Raw genomic sequence first — 14598 nt, 5'->3', positions numbered from 1 at the left:
GACGGGCCGCGCCCCCTTGCCGCCCCCGCACGACGACGCCGCCCCGCGGCGGCGCGACCGGCATCGCCGGGTGGCGCAGTGGGGCGCCGTGGTGCTGGGCCTTTCCGCTGCCACCGGGATCGCCGCGGTCACGCTGGGCCTGCCGGGCGGCGCCGGGACGCCAGCCGGGGCAGCCCTCGGCGCAGCCGTGGGGGCGGTGCTGGGGGCCCTGCTGATGCACCGGCAAATGATTCTGCCGCGTGGCCTGCCGGTGCTGACCTATCATTCGGTATCCGAGGACGCCGCGTGGCTGCCCTGGGCGCGCGACACGTCGATCCGCCCCGCCACGCTCGACCGGCACCTGAGGCTGTTCGCCCGGATGGGGCTGCGCGTGGTCGACACCGAAACCCTCACGCGCGACAGGCTTGCGGGGCGTCCCCTGCCGCGCAACGCCGTGGCGCTGCATTTCGACGACGGATACCTCGATACCTGGGTCGCGGCGGCGCCGATACTTGCCGGCCACGGCGCCTGCGCCACGGTATTCGTCTCGACCGACTTCATTGCCCCCGACCGCCCGCTTGCCCCCCGGATGGGCGACAGCGCCCACCTGCGGTGGGACGGCTACATGAGCTGGCGCGAGCTGCGCCAGCTTGAGGCGCAGGGCCTGAAGGTCGAGGCGCACGGGACCGACCATGGACGGGTCGAGACGGGCCCCGAGGTCCGGGCCCGCGTGACCGGCGCCGACCGGGCCCGGCACGCGCCGCTCCTGTGGTCCTGCGCGCCGGGGCCCAAGCATGACTGGCACCTGACCGAGCGCTGGCTGCCGGCCGAGGGCGCGGTGCTGCGGCCCAGCGCCCCCGCCCTTGCCGCGCGGCGCTGGCGGTTCGTCGGCATCGAGACCGATGCCGCCTATCGCGCCCGCCTCGCCCGCACTTTCCAGACGGTCGACCGCGTGTTCCGCACCCATCTGGGCCGCCCGCCGCGGCTGTTCTGTTGGCCCGAAAACCGCGCCACGCCCGAGGGCCGCACCGCTGCGCAGAACGCGGGATACCTGGCGACGACGGCGGGGGCCGGGCGCAACACCGCGTCTGAGGATCCGCGGGTGATAGCCCGCCTGCATGCCGGGCAGGACTATGCCGGGGTCCGCTGCGGCCCGCTCGACGATCTCGCCCTGCGGGCGCATATCCGCTGCTTCCAGGGCAACCTCTACTGGGCGCTGCCGCTGTGCGCCATCGCCGCGATCCGCCGCGTGGCGCGCCTGCTTCGGCGGCCCGCCGCCTCCGCGGGCACCGGCATGGGCCGGACCCCGGACACTTGCGCGCGCACCGTCGTGCGGACAGCCGCGGGCTCTGCCCCCGTCTCTGGCCCCGTCTCTGCGCCATCACCGGAAAGGGCAGCGTCATGAAGCTTGCCGTTCTCGTCACCGAGTTTCCCAAGACGACCGAGACCTTCATCCAGCGCGACCTGATGGAGTTCCGCCGGATGGGGGCCGATCTGCGCATCTATCACCTGACGCGGTGGCGCCACGGCCAGATCCTGCACGAGTTCGCAGCCCCGCTGGCCGCACATGCCCGGCACGTGCCGCTGGCCGGCGTCCAGGCCGCCCGCGCCGCGCTGCGCCACAGGGGTCTTGCCGCCCGGCTGGGGGCAACGATCGCCCGGGTGCAGCGGGAAGACGGACGGATCGCGGCCAAGTCGCTGGCCCTGACCCCCGCCGCGCTGGCCATCGGCGACGAGCTGCGCGCCTGGGGCGCCGACCATGTTCATGCCGAATTCGCCGGCCATCCCGCGACGGCGGCGTGGATCGCGCACCACGTCTCGGGCACGCCCTACTCGATCTCCTGCCGGGCACATGACATCTTCCGCTCGCAGCGCCTGCTGGCCGAGAAATTCGCTGCCGCCTCGGCGGTGCGCAGCGTCAGCGACTTTGCCCGCAAGTTTCTGGTCAACCGCGTGCCGGGTGTCCCGGACGAGCGGATCGAGGTCATCCATTCCAGCGTCGACACCGCGCGGATCCGCCCACTGCCCGCCGCGCCGGAAGGGCGGTTCGAGATTCTCTACGTGGGCTCGCTGCAGCCGCGCAAGGGGGTGCCGGTGCTGCTCGACGCGCTGGACCGGATGCCGCGGGACGCCGACTGGCGGCTGACCATCGCGGGCGACGGGCCGGACCGCGCGGCGCTGGAAGCGGCCGCGCGTCGCTTCGGACCGCGGGTGCGGTTTCTCGGGCAGCAGGATTTCGCCCGGGTGAGCGAGCTTTACCGCGACGCACATGTCTGCGTGGCGCCCTCGATCATCGGCCCCGGCGGCCGGACCGAGGGGATTCCCAATGTCATGATGGAGGCGCTGGCCTTTGCCCGCCCCGCCATCTCGACCGACGTGTCGGGCATCCCCGAGTTGATCCGCGACGGCGATACCGGGCGGCTGGTGCCTGCGAATGACGCAGCGGCGCTGGCCGCAGCGCTGGAGGATATCCGCCGCGACCCCGTGGCCGCGCGCGCCATGGCGCTGCGGGGCCGCGCCCTCGTCGAAGCCGAGTATGATCTGGCCCGCAATGCCGCGCGGCAATACGCGCTGTTCGGCGCAGCGGCACGCGACGGGGCCGTCGCATGACCGTACCCCGCCTGAGGCCGCCCCGCCTGAGGGCCCCCGGCGGCCCGACCAGCGGCCCCACCAACGGCCTGGCGCCCCAGTCGATGGCCGCCGCCTGCAAGGATGCCGCACGCAACCACGCCATGTGCTTGGGCGCCGCCCGTTTGGCCGTCGCCCGCACGACCGCCCGCTGCACGACCACCCGCCGCACGACCACCCGCCGCGCGCCCCCCTTCGTCCGGGCCCATCCCGCCCGCATCCCGGAAAGCGAGGCCGCCTGATGTCCTTCATCGACAAGCTGCCCGCCCTGCCCTCGGGCCGTGGCGACACCCTGCCCGCCCTGCGCACCGCCACCGGGCGGGCCACCGCCGCCGGTGCGTCGCGGGGGCCGGGAACTGGCGGCCCGGTGGGGCACTATCTTGAGCTTTTCCGCCAGAACCTGCGGCTGGTCGCGCTGATCACCGTTGCGGCGGGTCTGCTGGCCACGCTCTTCGCGGTCTACAAGCTGGCGACGAACCCGGTCTACATCGCCGCGGCCACCGTGACCGTGCAGCCGACCGAGGCCGAGCTGCGCTTTACCCAAAGCTACGTGAGGTCCTCGCCCTACGACAGCGCCAACGTCGTCACGCAAAGCCACATGGAATACCTGCGCAGCCACGAGGTCGCCGCCCGCGTCTACCGGACGCTGGTCGACCGCGCGAGCGGCGCGCCGCAGGCCACGCCCAAGCCGCCGCTCGTCGCCGCGCTGTCGCAGGTAAAGCGCTCGGTCCGCGGCGCGCTGCACTGGATGAACTCGGGTCGCTTCGTCGAACTGGAGGGCCCCGAGGCGGTGATCGCCGACATCCAGGACGCGACATCCGTCAGCATGATCGAAAGCAGCTTCATCATGCGCATCTCGGTTGGCTGGAACGACCCCGAGACCGCGGCGTCGATCGCCAATATCCTGGCCCAGGCCTATCAGGAGCGTGCCTCGGAGCAGACCGGCGCCGCGACGGACGAGATGACGGGCTTCCTGCGTGACCGGCGGGCCGAGGCCGAGGCCGCGCTGGAGGCACGGCGCAGCGAACTGACCGAACTGCGCTCGGACCTGGGCATTGTCGACCTCGGGTCGCAACGGCAAAGCCTGATTGCCCGGTTGTCGAACGAACGCGAGCGACTGGACAGCGACCGCGCCGATCTGACCGCCACGCGCACCCAGCTGGCCGAGGTGTCGGACGAGGATACCGGGCTGCGGCGCTCGGGCCTCGACGACGTGACGCGGGACGAGCTGAGCCGCGCCCGGCTGCGCGAGATCGAGCTGCAGGAAAGCGTCGCGACCCGCGACCGCATCGTCGTCGACCTCGAAACCCAGCTGTCGCGGCTGGCCTCGGTCGAGGCCCCACTGGAGGCCAAGCAGGAAGAGATCCTGCAGGCCCGCGAACGGCTGAGCGACATCGACCAGCGGCTGCTGACGACCGAGCTCAACCAGTCCGAGGGGCGCGAGACACTTCGCCCCATCGACCCCGCGCGCCCGCCGCTCTACCCCGCCGAACCCAAGGTGCTGAAGCGGGCGATGATGGGCACGGCGGCCGGGCTGGTGCTGGCACTGATGCTGGTCGTGGCGCGCGATCTGCTGGGCGGGCGCATGACCACCACCGCCGATCTTGCCGGCAGCGGCGGGCTGACGGTGCTGGGCGAGGCCCGCATCCCCGCGCAAGGCCTGAGCGGCGCGGGCGTGACCGACGACGTGCCCTACATGGGGTTCGCGGGCTTCGACACCGACGACCCCGTGCTGGTGCTCGACCTTGCGCAGACCGACCGGGCCATCGCCATGGCGGGGGCCATCGCGGAAAGCTACCCCTACAACCCCGATATCCACGCCGGGCGGGCCAGCGGGGTGCGCCACGCCGGCGATCTGCCGGCCGGACTGGGGCTGATCGTGCTGACCACCGGCCGCGGCGAAAGCACGCCCGACGACCTGATCCGGGCCGAGACCCGGCTGGCCGCGATGGCGCCGGGGGTCGAGATCGCGACCGCCTATGTCACCCTTCTGCCCGCCGGGCGGGAGCGGGGCTGATGCGCCGCCGCCCCTTCGGGCGCCATGGCACCGCCGCGGGCGGCGGATCGGACGGTCCCGGATCGGACGGTCCCGGATCGCGGGGCGGCGCGGATGGCCGGGGCACGGATAAAGGCGGCACAGATGGCTACGACGCGCAGGCAGCGGCAGCCCCTCGACGCGTGGGGGGGCGGGTTCCCGGGGCGGGCCCGGCCGACCACCGCTTCGGCACCGTCATCGCTGTCGGTCTGACGGGCGACGGGCGTCCGCACCGGTCCGGGGCGGGGACGCTTCTGGGGGCGCTGGGGCTGGCCGGGCTTGCGGCGACGGGCCAGACGGCGATTCTGCTGGCCCTGGGACTGGCCGCCGGAGCCGGACTGCTGGCGGTGCTGATCGCCGCGCCGGGCGCGGGCGCGCTGGCCCTGATCGCGATGGCGCAGCTGGATGGCGTGGTCGAGATCGCCAACCGCGCCAGCCCGGTGTCGTTGTTCAAGCTCCTGTCGGCGGCGACGCTCGCCGCGCTGGCGCTGCTGCTGGCCCGGACCAAGGCGCGCACGGGGCGCCCCGCGCCCTCGGGGCCAGTCGTGCTGTCGCTCTTCTTCGCGCTCTGGGTGGCGTTGACGCATTTCCTGTCGCCGATGGGCGCGGCGGGGCGCGAACAGACGATCGACCTGCTCTCCACGCTTCTGCTGGTGCCGATCATCGCGCTGTCGCTCGGCACGGCACGGGACCTTGACCGCGCGGTGCTGATCCTTGCTGCCAGCGGCGCTATCTCGGCGCTACTGGTGCTGCTCGAGGCCAAGGGCGGCATCCGCCTGACCCCGGTGATCGACGCGCAGGACATCGCCGACTGGCGGGGCGAGATCCGGTCCTCGGGCGGGTCAGCCGAAAACCCGACGACGGCGGCCCAGCTGATCGCGGTCAGCTTCATGGTGGCCGTGGTGATGGCGCTGCGCGACCCCGCGCGCCGCTGGCTTTGGGCGGCGCTCGCGGGGCTGTGCCTTATGGGCCTGCCTCTGATGGGGGCACGCAGCGCGATCCTGGCCACCGGCACAGGGCTTGCCCTGCTGGCATGGCGCTACCGCCGCCACCCACGGTTTCCGCTGGCGATGGCGGCGTGCGTTGCGGGCGGACTGGCGCTGCTGCCCTTCGTGCCGGCGTCGCTGTGGGAGCGGTTCGATGTGCTGGGCGACCTCTTCGATGGCGGCAACACCTCGGACCGGACGCTGCTGCGGCGGATCTCCTACAACCTGATCGGGCTGGACCTGCTGTCGCAGAACCCGGTCTTCGGCACCGGCCCGGGCGGCTTCCCCCAGCACTATGCCGGCGCGGATTACCGCTGGTACCCGGGGCGCGAACTGATGCCGCGGCGGCTGCACAACGCCTATCTCGAGGTAGCCGCGGAAACCGGGCTGGTTGGGCTTGGCCTATTCCTAGGCGCGCTTGGCGGGGCGGTGACGATGGCCCTGCGCGCGGCGCGGGGCATGGGCGCCGCGGCGGCGCGCGCCTCGGCGCTGGGACATGCGCTGGTGGTGTTCCTGGTGGCCAGCCTCTTCATGCCGAACGAGGATATCAAGTATCTCTGGATCCTCGTCGCCCTATGCGCCAAGGCCGCGTGGCTGGCCCGGAAGGACCCCGCATGACGACGCTTTACTGGACACTCCTGTCTCTCATCCTGTTTTCGCTGGGCGGCTACGGCCTGCTCTGGATGGCGCTGGCCCGGCTCGCCCCGCCCCGGGCGCGGCACGCCGAGGCCCCGCAGCGCGCGACGCTGCTGATCGCCGCGCGGAACGAGGCCGCCGATATCGGGGCCAAGCTGCGGTCGCTGCAGGAACAGGATCTGGGCCCGCACGAGGTCGAGATCCTCGTCGTCTCGGACGGCTCGGAGGATGCGACGGTGGACCGGGTCCGCGACGCCGCGCGCGCGGCCGACCAGACCGGTGGGCTGCGCGTGACAGTGATCGACCGGCCCGGCCACGACGGCAAGGCGGCGGCGCTGAACGCCGGGCTGTCGCGGATCGCGGCGAACCGGGTGGTGATCTTCTCGGACGCCAACAGCCTGCTGGCCCCCGGGGCGGTGCGCGCGCTCTTGCGGCCGTTTTCCGATCCACAGGTCGGCGGGGTTGCCGGGCGGCTCGACATTCCCCGGGGCGGCGGCCTGATGGCCCGGGCCGAAAGGGTGTTCTGGCGTTATGACAACGCGCTCAAGTCCGCCGAAGACCGGCTGGGCGGGACCGTATCGTCGCAGGGCACCCTGCATGCCGCGCGACGGGAGCTGGTGGGCGAGGTCCCAGCCGACATGGCCGACGACCTGGTCATCTCGCTGGGCGTGGTGGCGCGCGGACGGCGGCTGGCCTTTGCCCCCGGCGCCGTCGCGCAGGAGGGCGTGACAGGCCGCACGGGGGCCGAGTTCGGGCGCCGCGTGCGATCGACCGAGCGGGGCTGGCGCGGGCTCTGGCACCATGCGGGGCTGATGAACCCGCTGTGCACCGGGCTCTACGCGCCGCAGCTTTTCTGCCACAAGGCGCTGCGCCGCCTGGTGGCGTTCCTGTTGCCTGCCTTCGCGGCCGTCAACCTGGCGCTGGCCGGGGCGGGCGCCTTCTATGCCCTGACGCTGGCGGGTCAGGCGGCGGTCTACGGGCTGGCGCTGGCGGCGCTGGTCTTACCCCCCGCCCGCCGTGTGCCCGGCGCCGCCGCCGCGGTGCTGTTCACGCTGGGACACGCGGCGATGGCCTGGGCGATCCTGCGCCATGCGGCGGGCGTCCGTTCGACCCGCTGGGCCCCGGTGCGCGATGCGGCCTAGGGCCGGACGTCCAGCCGCAGATCCCGCAGGAAAAGCTCGGCCTCGCGGTCGTTCGACTGCGCGGTGATGCCGATCTGAAGCCGGTCCAGCGCCGCGACCCGGCCACCTTCGGGCAGCGTGCGCCCGCGGTCGTCCAGCACCTCGCGCCCGTCCAGCCAGACCTGCGACCGCCCCTCCTCCGCGCCGCCCAGCCGCAGCCGCCAGCGGATGCGCACCCAGCGTCCCGCGGGGATCTTTGGCGTATCCGCCCGCGCCCAGGCGTGGTGTACACCGATCTTGGCCCGATCGATCCGCAGCTGGCCGTCGCGCAGGTACATCCGCGGGCCCGGATTCCCTGCGAGGCCGCAATGCTTGCACTCCAGATCCATCAGCAGGACCGAGTCGCGCGGGCTCCCTGGCGGAAAGAGGAACATGGCCTCGGCCTCGATCACCGCGCCGGCACGGGCACGGGCACGGGGGAAGGGACGGATCACGGCGGCCTTGGTCACCACGCCCTTCCGCGCGGGGCCGGCCCGTGCGTGCAGGGCAGGCCCGGCGTCGGTGGTGCGACAGCTCACGCGGCCCCCGACCTCCTGCACCTCCAGCTTCGGCGGACCCGCGGGGACGGGGCACAGCGAAACCGGTCCCGCCGCGGAGGCCCCCGGCAGGCAGGCCGCCAGCACCGCCGCCACCGCCGCGGCCAGCCGCGCGCGCAGCGTTGCCGCCACCCGCCGCCGCACCGCCCGGGCCGGCCGGCCAAGGCCCGCGCAAACGGCGCCCTGCATAAGGTCCCGGCCTGCGCCTGGCGCCGCGTCATCCGGGGCCCGCCGTCCGCCCGGGTGCCGCAGGATCTCGGGCGGGAAGGTTCCGGTTTCGCGGCACGTCACGGGACGAATGCCAGCATGGATCCTGCCGGAACCTTGCCCGGTTCGGTCGACCTGCGGGTCCCGCGCATTACAATGCTGGCGCATGTCGCCGCCGCCTTGCGCCGCAACCGTTGCGCGTATCCTCTCGTTTCGGGAAAGATCAGTGGTATCAGTTTGCATTTTCCGCCCGGTGTGCGTCAGATCACGAGGATAACAGAGGATTGCCATGACTGACATTGTGACCCGCGCCGGGCTCGATATCGCCGCCCCTCTTGCCGAGTTCATCGAGTCCGAGGTTCTGCCCGGTCTCGACGTCACGCCCGAGGACCTGTGGCAGGGCTATGCCCGGCTGCTGGCCGACCTGATGCCGCGGAACGCCGCCCTGCTGGAGCAGCGCGAGGCGTTCCAGAAAAAGATCGACGCGTGGTGCCGCGAGCGGCGCGGCCAGCCGATCGACGGCACCGACTACGAAAGCTTCCTGCGCGAGATCGGGTACATCGCCCCGGATGGCGGTCCGCTGCAGATCGAGACCGGCAAGGTCGACCCCGAGATCGCGCGTGTCGCCGGGCCGCAGCTGGTGGTCCCGGTGATGAACGCGCGCTTTGCGCTCAACGCGGCGAACGCGCGCTGGGGGTCTCTGTACGACGCGCTTTACGGCACCGATGCGCTGCCCGGCGCGCCGGAGGGGTCGGATTACGACCCCGCGCGCGGCGCCCAGGCCGAGGCATGGTCGGCGGCATTTCTCGACAATGTCCTGCCGCTGGACGGCGCCAGCCATACCGAGGTGACGCGCTATCGTCGCGACGGTTCGGTCGTGCATGCCGAAACCGCCGCGGGCGAGGTACCGCTGCAGGACCCGGCATCCTTTGCCGGCTATGTCGAGGAGGGGCGCAGCGCGACCTACCTCTTCCGCCACCACGGCCTGCATATCGAGCTGGTGATCGACCCCGCCCATCCGGTCGGCGCCGCGCGCCCCTCGGGCCTGCGGGACGTGGTGCTGGAATCGGCACTGACCGTGATCCAGGACTGCGAGGACAGCATCGCGGCGGTGGATGCCGCCGACAAGGTGGCCGCCTATGCCAACTGGCTGGGCCTGATGCGCGGCGACCTGAAGGAGAGCTTCGACAAGGGCGGACGGCAGGTCACCCGCAGCCTCGCCCCCGACCGGCAGTACAGCGACCCCGACAACGGGCGCCTGACACTGCCGGGCCGGGCGTTGATGCTGGTGCGCAACGTCGGCCACCTGATGACGACCGACGCGGTGATGCGCGACGGCGTCGAGACGCCCGAAGGCATGCTGGACGCTCTCGTCACCGTGGCCGCGGCCATGCACGACCTGAAAAAAACCCAAGGCCCGCGCAATTCGCGCACCGGCAACGTCTATGTGGTCAAGCCCAAGATGCACGGCCCGGACGAGGTCGCCTTTGCCGACACGCTTTACGCCCGGGTCGAGGATATCCTGGGCCTGCCGCGCAACACGGTGAAGCTGGGCGTGATGGACGAAGAGCGCCGCACCTCGGTGAACCTGACCGAGTGTATCCGGGCGGCCAAGTCGCGGATCGTCTTCATCAACACCGGTTTCCTGGACCGCACCGGGGACGAGATCCACGCCTCGATGCAGGCCGGCGCCTTCGTGCCCAAGGCCGAGATGAAGGATGCCGGATGGCTGGCCGCCTACGAGGACGGCAATGTCGATGCGGGCCTTGCGGCCGGGCTGCAGGGAAAGGGCCAGATCGGCAAGGGGATGTGGGCCAAGCCCGACCGCATGGCCGAGATGCTGGAGGCCAAGATCGGCCACCCCCGCGCCGGTGCGACCACCGCCTGGGTGCCCTCGCCCACCGCCGCGACGCTGCATGCCACGCACTATCACGCGGTCGACGTCTTCGAGGTGCAGGACAACCTGATGGACCGCGCCGCGGCGTCGCGCGCGGCGCTTCTGACCCCGCCGCTGCTGGCCGGACGCAACCTGTCCGACGACGAGGTGCGCCGCGATCTGGACAATAACTGCCAGTCGATCCTGGGCTACGTTGTTCGCTGGGTCGACCAGGGCGTGGGATGTTCGAAGGTTCCCGACATCGACGACGTGGCGCTGATGGAGGACCGCGCGACGCTGCGGATCTCGTCGCAGTACCTGGCCAACTGGTTGGAGCACGGGCTGGTGACGCCTGACCAGGTGGACGACAGCCTGCAGCGGATGGCCAAGAAGGTCGACGCCCAGAACGCGGGCGACCCGGCCTATCGCCCGATGGCGCCGGCCTATGACGGCCCTGCCTTCCTGGCCGCGCGCGAGCTGATCTTCGACGGGATCAACCAGCCCTCGGGCTATACCGAGCCGGTCCTTCATCGCCGCCGCCGCGAGGCAAAAGAGCTTTACCGGGAGGCATGAGATGCTGACGGTCAGACGTCTGGACATCGCGGACGCCGGGATCCTGATCGCCGGCGCCCGGGCCCGCGCGCAAGAGATCGGTGTGCCGATGTGCATCGCCGTCACCGACGAGGGCGGCACGCTGCTGGCCTTCGAGCGGATGGACGGCGGCAAGGTGACGTCGGTCACCATCGCGATCGACAAGGCCTATACCGCGGCGGCCGCCAAGAAGGCGACGCACGAATACGGCGAGATCAGCCAGCCGGGTGGACCGGCCTACGGCATCGCCTCGGCCATAGGTGGTCGGCTGATGGTGGTCGGAGGCGGTCTGCCCGTCATCGTCGACGGCGAGGTCGTGGGCGCGATTGGCGTGTCCTCGGGCACGCCGGCGCAGGACCGGGACGTGGCCCAGGCGGGGATCGCTGGCCTGAGCGGGTGAGGGTATTCGGCGCCCCCTTCCGGGGCGCCGAAGCGGGGGTTTTCCACCCCCGCACCCCCGGAGAGTGTTTTCGAAGAGAAGAAGCGAAAAGAGTGCGCGGCCCGGCCGGGCGCGTCACGCCTGCGGCAGGTATCTTTTGCCAAGTGCGCGGGGTTTTCTTTCGGCTCGGCAGGATGATGGACGTAGCGTGGCCGGGGGACCGGCGCGGTCAGGCGCCGGTCGGGGGCGCGGCCGTCAGAGGGGACGGGTCAGGACGGCCACCGTCTGCCAGTCGACCTCGGCGGTATCGCCGTCGAGCTTGGGATCGGGACCGCTGGAGAGACGTACCTCCCACCCGTCGCCGGGAAGGGAGAAGCGCCGCGCATCGCCGCCGTTGACCACGATCAGCACCTGCGTGCCCTCGCCCGCGAGGGACAGGCCGACGCAGTCGTCCGTTGCCCAGCCGTCTTCCGTGATCTCGCCGCCCTCTGGCGACAGCCACTGCATCTCGGGGTCGAAGACGGCGCGGATCTCCTGCGAGCCGGGGAAACCGCGGGCGCGGAAATGCGGCAGGTCCCGGCGCAGTTCGGCCAGCTTTGCCACGAGGTCGGTCAGGCAATCATGACCGCCGTCCCAGTCGATCCACGACACCTCGGTATCCTGGCAATAGGCGTTGTTGTTGCCGTTCTGCGAGTTGCCGACCTCGTCGCCCGCGAGGATCATCGGCACCCCGCGCGACAGAAGGAGGGTCGCCAGCATTGCCCCGGCCCGCCGTTCGCGGGCCGCGGTGACGGTGCTGTCGTCACTCGGCCCCTCGACGCCCATGTTGTCGCTGAGGTTGTGATTGTGCCCGTCGGCGCCGCCCTCGCCGTTCTCGTCATTGTGCTTGTCGTTGTAGGAGACCGTGTCCCACAGCGTGAAGCCGTCATGCGCCGAGACGAAGTTGATCGACGAGGTCGCGGGCCGCCGAGAGTGGTCGAACTGCACCGGGCTGCCGATCAGCCGCGGCGCGAGCTTGCCCGCCTGCCCCGGATCCCGACGCCAGAACGACCGGACGCCATCGCGAAACTTGTCGTTCCATTCGCGGAAGGGCCAGGGGAAGCCGCCCACCTGGTAGCCACCCTCGCCCACGTCCCAGGGTTCGGCGATCAGCTTGACCGTCGACAGCACCGGGTCCTGCCGGATCGCGGCAAAGAAGGCGCCGCCGCGTTCGAACCCTTCGGGTTCGCGCCCGAGCGTGGAGGCGAGGTCGAAGCGGAAGCCGTCGACATGCATCACCTGCACCCAGTAGCGCAGGGAATCGAGCACCATCCGCAGCACCATGGGGTGCGCCACGTTCAGCGTGTTGCCCGTGCCCGTGGTGTCGAAGCAGTGCCGCTTGTCCTCGGACAGCAGGTAGTATGAGGCGTTGTCGATGCCACGGAACGACAGGGTCGGGCCCATTTCGTTGCCCTCGGCGGTGTGGTTGTAGACCACGTCGAGAATCACCTCGATCCCCGCGCGGTGGAAGCGCCGGATCGCGTCCTTAAGCTCGCCCAGGCGGCCCGATCGCAGGTAGGAGGCCTGGGGCGCGAAGAAGTTCAGCGTGTTGTAGCCCCAGTAGTTCGACAGGCCCTTTTCGACCAGATGCCGGTCCTGCGCGAAAGCGTGGATCGGCAGAAGCTCGATCGCGGTGACGCCGATCTTGGTCAGATGGTCGAGGATCGGATCCGAGGCAAGGCCCGCGAAGGTGCCGCGCGCAGCCTCGTAGACATCGGGGTGCTGCATCGTCAGGCCCTTTACATGGGCCTCGTAGATCACCGAATCCTGCCAGCGGGTACGCAGGGCGCGATCCTGATCCCAGTCGAAGTTGGGATCGGTCACTACCGATTTCGGGATATAGGCGGCCGAATCCCGGTCGTCGCGGTCCAGATCGCTGCCGCCGATGGGATAGCCGAACAGCGAATCATTCCACTCAAGATCGCCCGAGAGCTGCCGCGCGTAGGGGTCGATCAGCAGTTTGGCAGGGTTGAAGCGGTGCCCCTCTTCGGGCGCGTAGGGGCCATGCACGCGGTAGCCGTAGCGCTGACCGGGGCGGATGCCGGGCAGGTATCCGAACCACACGCCGCCCTCCATTTCGGGAAGGGACAAACGATCGGTTTCCTGCCCCTCCTCGTCGAACAGGCACAATTCGACCCGTTCGGCATTTTCGCTGAACAGGGCAAAATTCGTGCCCTCACCATCAAAGGCCGCGCCCAGCGTATCGCTGTGGGCCGCGATGAGGTCAAAGTCGTCCGACGTCAAATCCGTTCTCCTCGGATGGGGCGGGGCGCACGGCCCCGATCCCCGGAATTGCATAGGTCCTGGTCCGTTCCGCGGCGCGGCGGGCCAGCATCCGCGCCGTGATCAGCGTCGTCCCGCCGGACGTCCGGCGGAACCATGTGGCATCCTCGTCCTCGTCCTCTCCGACCACGAGGCCGAAGGGGATCACGGTGCCGGGCGCCACGATGGCGTCGCTTAGCCGAATACCTGCCGAGAGGAATGCCCCGGGCATGACGACGGTTCCCGCCAAGCGACGGAAGAGGCCGCGATCGATGATCTTGTGCACCACGGGGGCGCCGGTTTCGTCCGGCGCCTGGGCCCTGTCGCGCAAGGCCGAGGGCAGATCGCAGGGCGGGCGGTTCCCGAGGAACTCCAGCGCGGTGCGGCGGTAGGAATCGAGCGTGCCGACATCGCGCCAGTAGCCTCTGGCCCGCGCCCCCTGCGGACCCGCATGCGGCGGCAGGCGAAAGGCCAGCGCGGCGCCGTCGGCCACCGCGCGGGGCACCACGTCGCCGCCGAAATCCAGCATCCCCTGCCCCGCGGCATCGGTTTCGTTCAACCTTGAGCGCAGCCACGGCCAGTCGAAAACGTAGATCCCCATCGAAGCCAGCGCATGGGCCGGGTCGCCGGGGATCGCGGCAGGGTGGACGGGTTTTTCCTGGAAGGCATGGATCCGGCCCTCGAGATCGGCGTCAAGCACGCCGAAGCCCCGCGCGGCCCCGACCGCGACGACATCGACCGCCACGGTCGCCTTGGCCCCGCTGGCGCGGTGGGCGGCGATCATCGCGGCATAGTCCATCTGGTAGACGTGATCGCCCGCCAGCACCACGACCTCGGTCGGGGCCTCGGCCTCGATCGTGTCGAGGTTGGCGCGCACGGCGTCGGCGGTGCCGGCATAGCCCCCGGCCCGACCGGTGACGGTCGCGCCGTCGCGGATCACGAGGCCACCCGGGAAATGCCGCCGCCAGGACGTGAACAGGTGCCGGGTGAGGGTCGCGGGGCGATATTGCGTGGCAACGATCACCAGCGTCAGGCCCGAGCGGACGGCGTTGGCCAGGGTGAAATCGACGATGCGTTCGCGGGTGGCAAAGGGGATGGCCGGCTTGCACTCGGCCTCGGTCAGCTCGTGCAGGCGGCTGCCCTGACCGCCCGCAAGGAGGATGGTGGCGACGCCGCGCAGCGGGGCCCCGGCGTGATGGTCGCGGTCGTCGAACGATTGCGCCATGGTGGAACCCTCCGCTGATATGGTCGCGGAGGAAAGTC

General features: G+C 71.2%; 11 protein-coding genes. 8 read left to right on the top strand and 3 right to left on the bottom strand.

Annotated features, from left to right (window positions below):
- The first annotated feature begins 16 nt into the window (after nucleotides 1-16).
- The 6 genes from EKE94_RS05995 to EKE94_RS05970 are packed head-to-tail and all read left to right on the top strand — an operon-like array spanning nucleotide 17 to nucleotide 7406.
- The gene (locus tag EKE94_RS05995; protein ID WP_164870842.1) at nucleotides 17-1384 is read left to right on the top strand and encodes a polysaccharide deacetylase family protein; all 1368 of its coding nucleotides are present in this window, start codon (nucleotides 17-19) and stop codon (nucleotides 1382-1384) included.
- Nucleotides 1381-2589, top strand: a complete 1209-nt coding sequence (locus tag EKE94_RS05990; RefSeq protein WP_127905701.1) for a glycosyltransferase family 4 protein — start codon at nucleotides 1381-1383, stop codon at nucleotides 2587-2589. The genes EKE94_RS05995 and EKE94_RS05990 overlap by 4 nt, the downstream gene beginning before the upstream one ends.
- Entirely contained in the window at nucleotides 2586-2849 is a 264-nt protein-coding gene (locus EKE94_RS05985) for a hypothetical protein (protein ID WP_206615025.1), read from the top strand. The genes EKE94_RS05990 and EKE94_RS05985 overlap by 4 nt, the downstream gene beginning before the upstream one ends.
- Nucleotides 2849-4624 carry a GumC family protein gene (locus EKE94_RS05980; protein ID WP_127905700.1) on the top strand — a complete coding sequence of 592 codons (1776 nt, stop codon included), beginning with the start codon at nucleotides 2849-2851 and terminating at the stop codon, nucleotides 4622-4624. Before EKE94_RS05985 ends, EKE94_RS05980 begins: the two co-directional genes overlap by 1 nt.
- A complete protein-coding gene (locus EKE94_RS05975; protein ID WP_127905699.1) occupies nucleotides 4624-6246 on the top strand; it encodes an O-antigen ligase family protein in 1623 nt (540 codons plus the stop codon). The genes EKE94_RS05980 and EKE94_RS05975 overlap by 1 nt, the downstream gene beginning before the upstream one ends.
- Complete coding sequence (locus EKE94_RS05970; protein WP_164870841.1) at nucleotides 6243-7406, top strand: glycosyltransferase; 1164 nt, start codon at nucleotides 6243-6245, stop codon at nucleotides 7404-7406. Before EKE94_RS05975 ends, EKE94_RS05970 begins: the two co-directional genes overlap by 4 nt.
- Here the strand turns inward: EKE94_RS05970 and EKE94_RS05965 are convergent.
- Entirely contained in the window at nucleotides 7403-8170 is a 768-nt protein-coding gene (locus tag EKE94_RS05965) for a hypothetical protein (RefSeq protein ID WP_127905697.1), read from the bottom strand. The genes EKE94_RS05970 and EKE94_RS05965 overlap by 4 nt on opposite strands.
- Nucleotides 8171-8477: 307 nt before the next feature.
- Between EKE94_RS05965 and EKE94_RS05960 the strand changes: the two genes are divergently transcribed.
- Nucleotides 8478-10637, top strand: a complete 2160-nt coding sequence (locus tag EKE94_RS05960; protein ID WP_127905696.1) for a malate synthase G — start codon at nucleotides 8478-8480, stop codon at nucleotides 10635-10637.
- Nucleotide 10638: 1 nt separating this feature from the next.
- Nucleotides 10639-11055 carry a GlcG/HbpS family heme-binding protein gene (locus EKE94_RS05955; protein WP_127905695.1) on the top strand — a complete coding sequence of 139 codons (417 nt, stop codon included), beginning with the start codon at nucleotides 10639-10641 and terminating at the stop codon, nucleotides 11053-11055.
- A gap of 234 nt (nucleotides 11056-11289) precedes the next feature.
- On the opposite strand, the gene glgX is transcribed toward EKE94_RS05955, so the two are convergent.
- Both glgX and EKE94_RS05945 read right to left on the bottom strand, forming a co-directional pair.
- Nucleotides 11290-13371 carry a glycogen debranching protein GlgX gene (gene glgX / locus EKE94_RS05950; protein WP_127905694.1) on the bottom strand — a complete coding sequence of 694 codons (2082 nt, stop codon included), beginning with the start codon at nucleotides 13369-13371 and terminating at the stop codon, nucleotides 11290-11292.
- Nucleotides 13298-14560: a sugar phosphate nucleotidyltransferase gene (locus EKE94_RS05945; protein ID WP_127905693.1), complete on the bottom strand. Its 1263-nt coding sequence runs from the start codon at nucleotides 14558-14560 to the stop codon at nucleotides 13298-13300. The genes glgX and EKE94_RS05945 overlap by 74 nt, the downstream gene beginning before the upstream one ends.
- Between the last annotated feature and the right edge of the window lie 38 nt (nucleotides 14561-14598).

Origin of the sequence: Mesobaculum littorinae (genome assembly GCF_004011175.1) — a bacterium.
In the GTDB taxonomy this organism is placed as follows: domain Bacteria; phylum Pseudomonadota; class Alphaproteobacteria; order Rhodobacterales; family Rhodobacteraceae; genus Tranquillimonas; species Tranquillimonas littorinae.
Note: the sequence above shows the minus strand (reverse complement) of the source record. Positions and strands in the feature narration are given on the sequence as shown.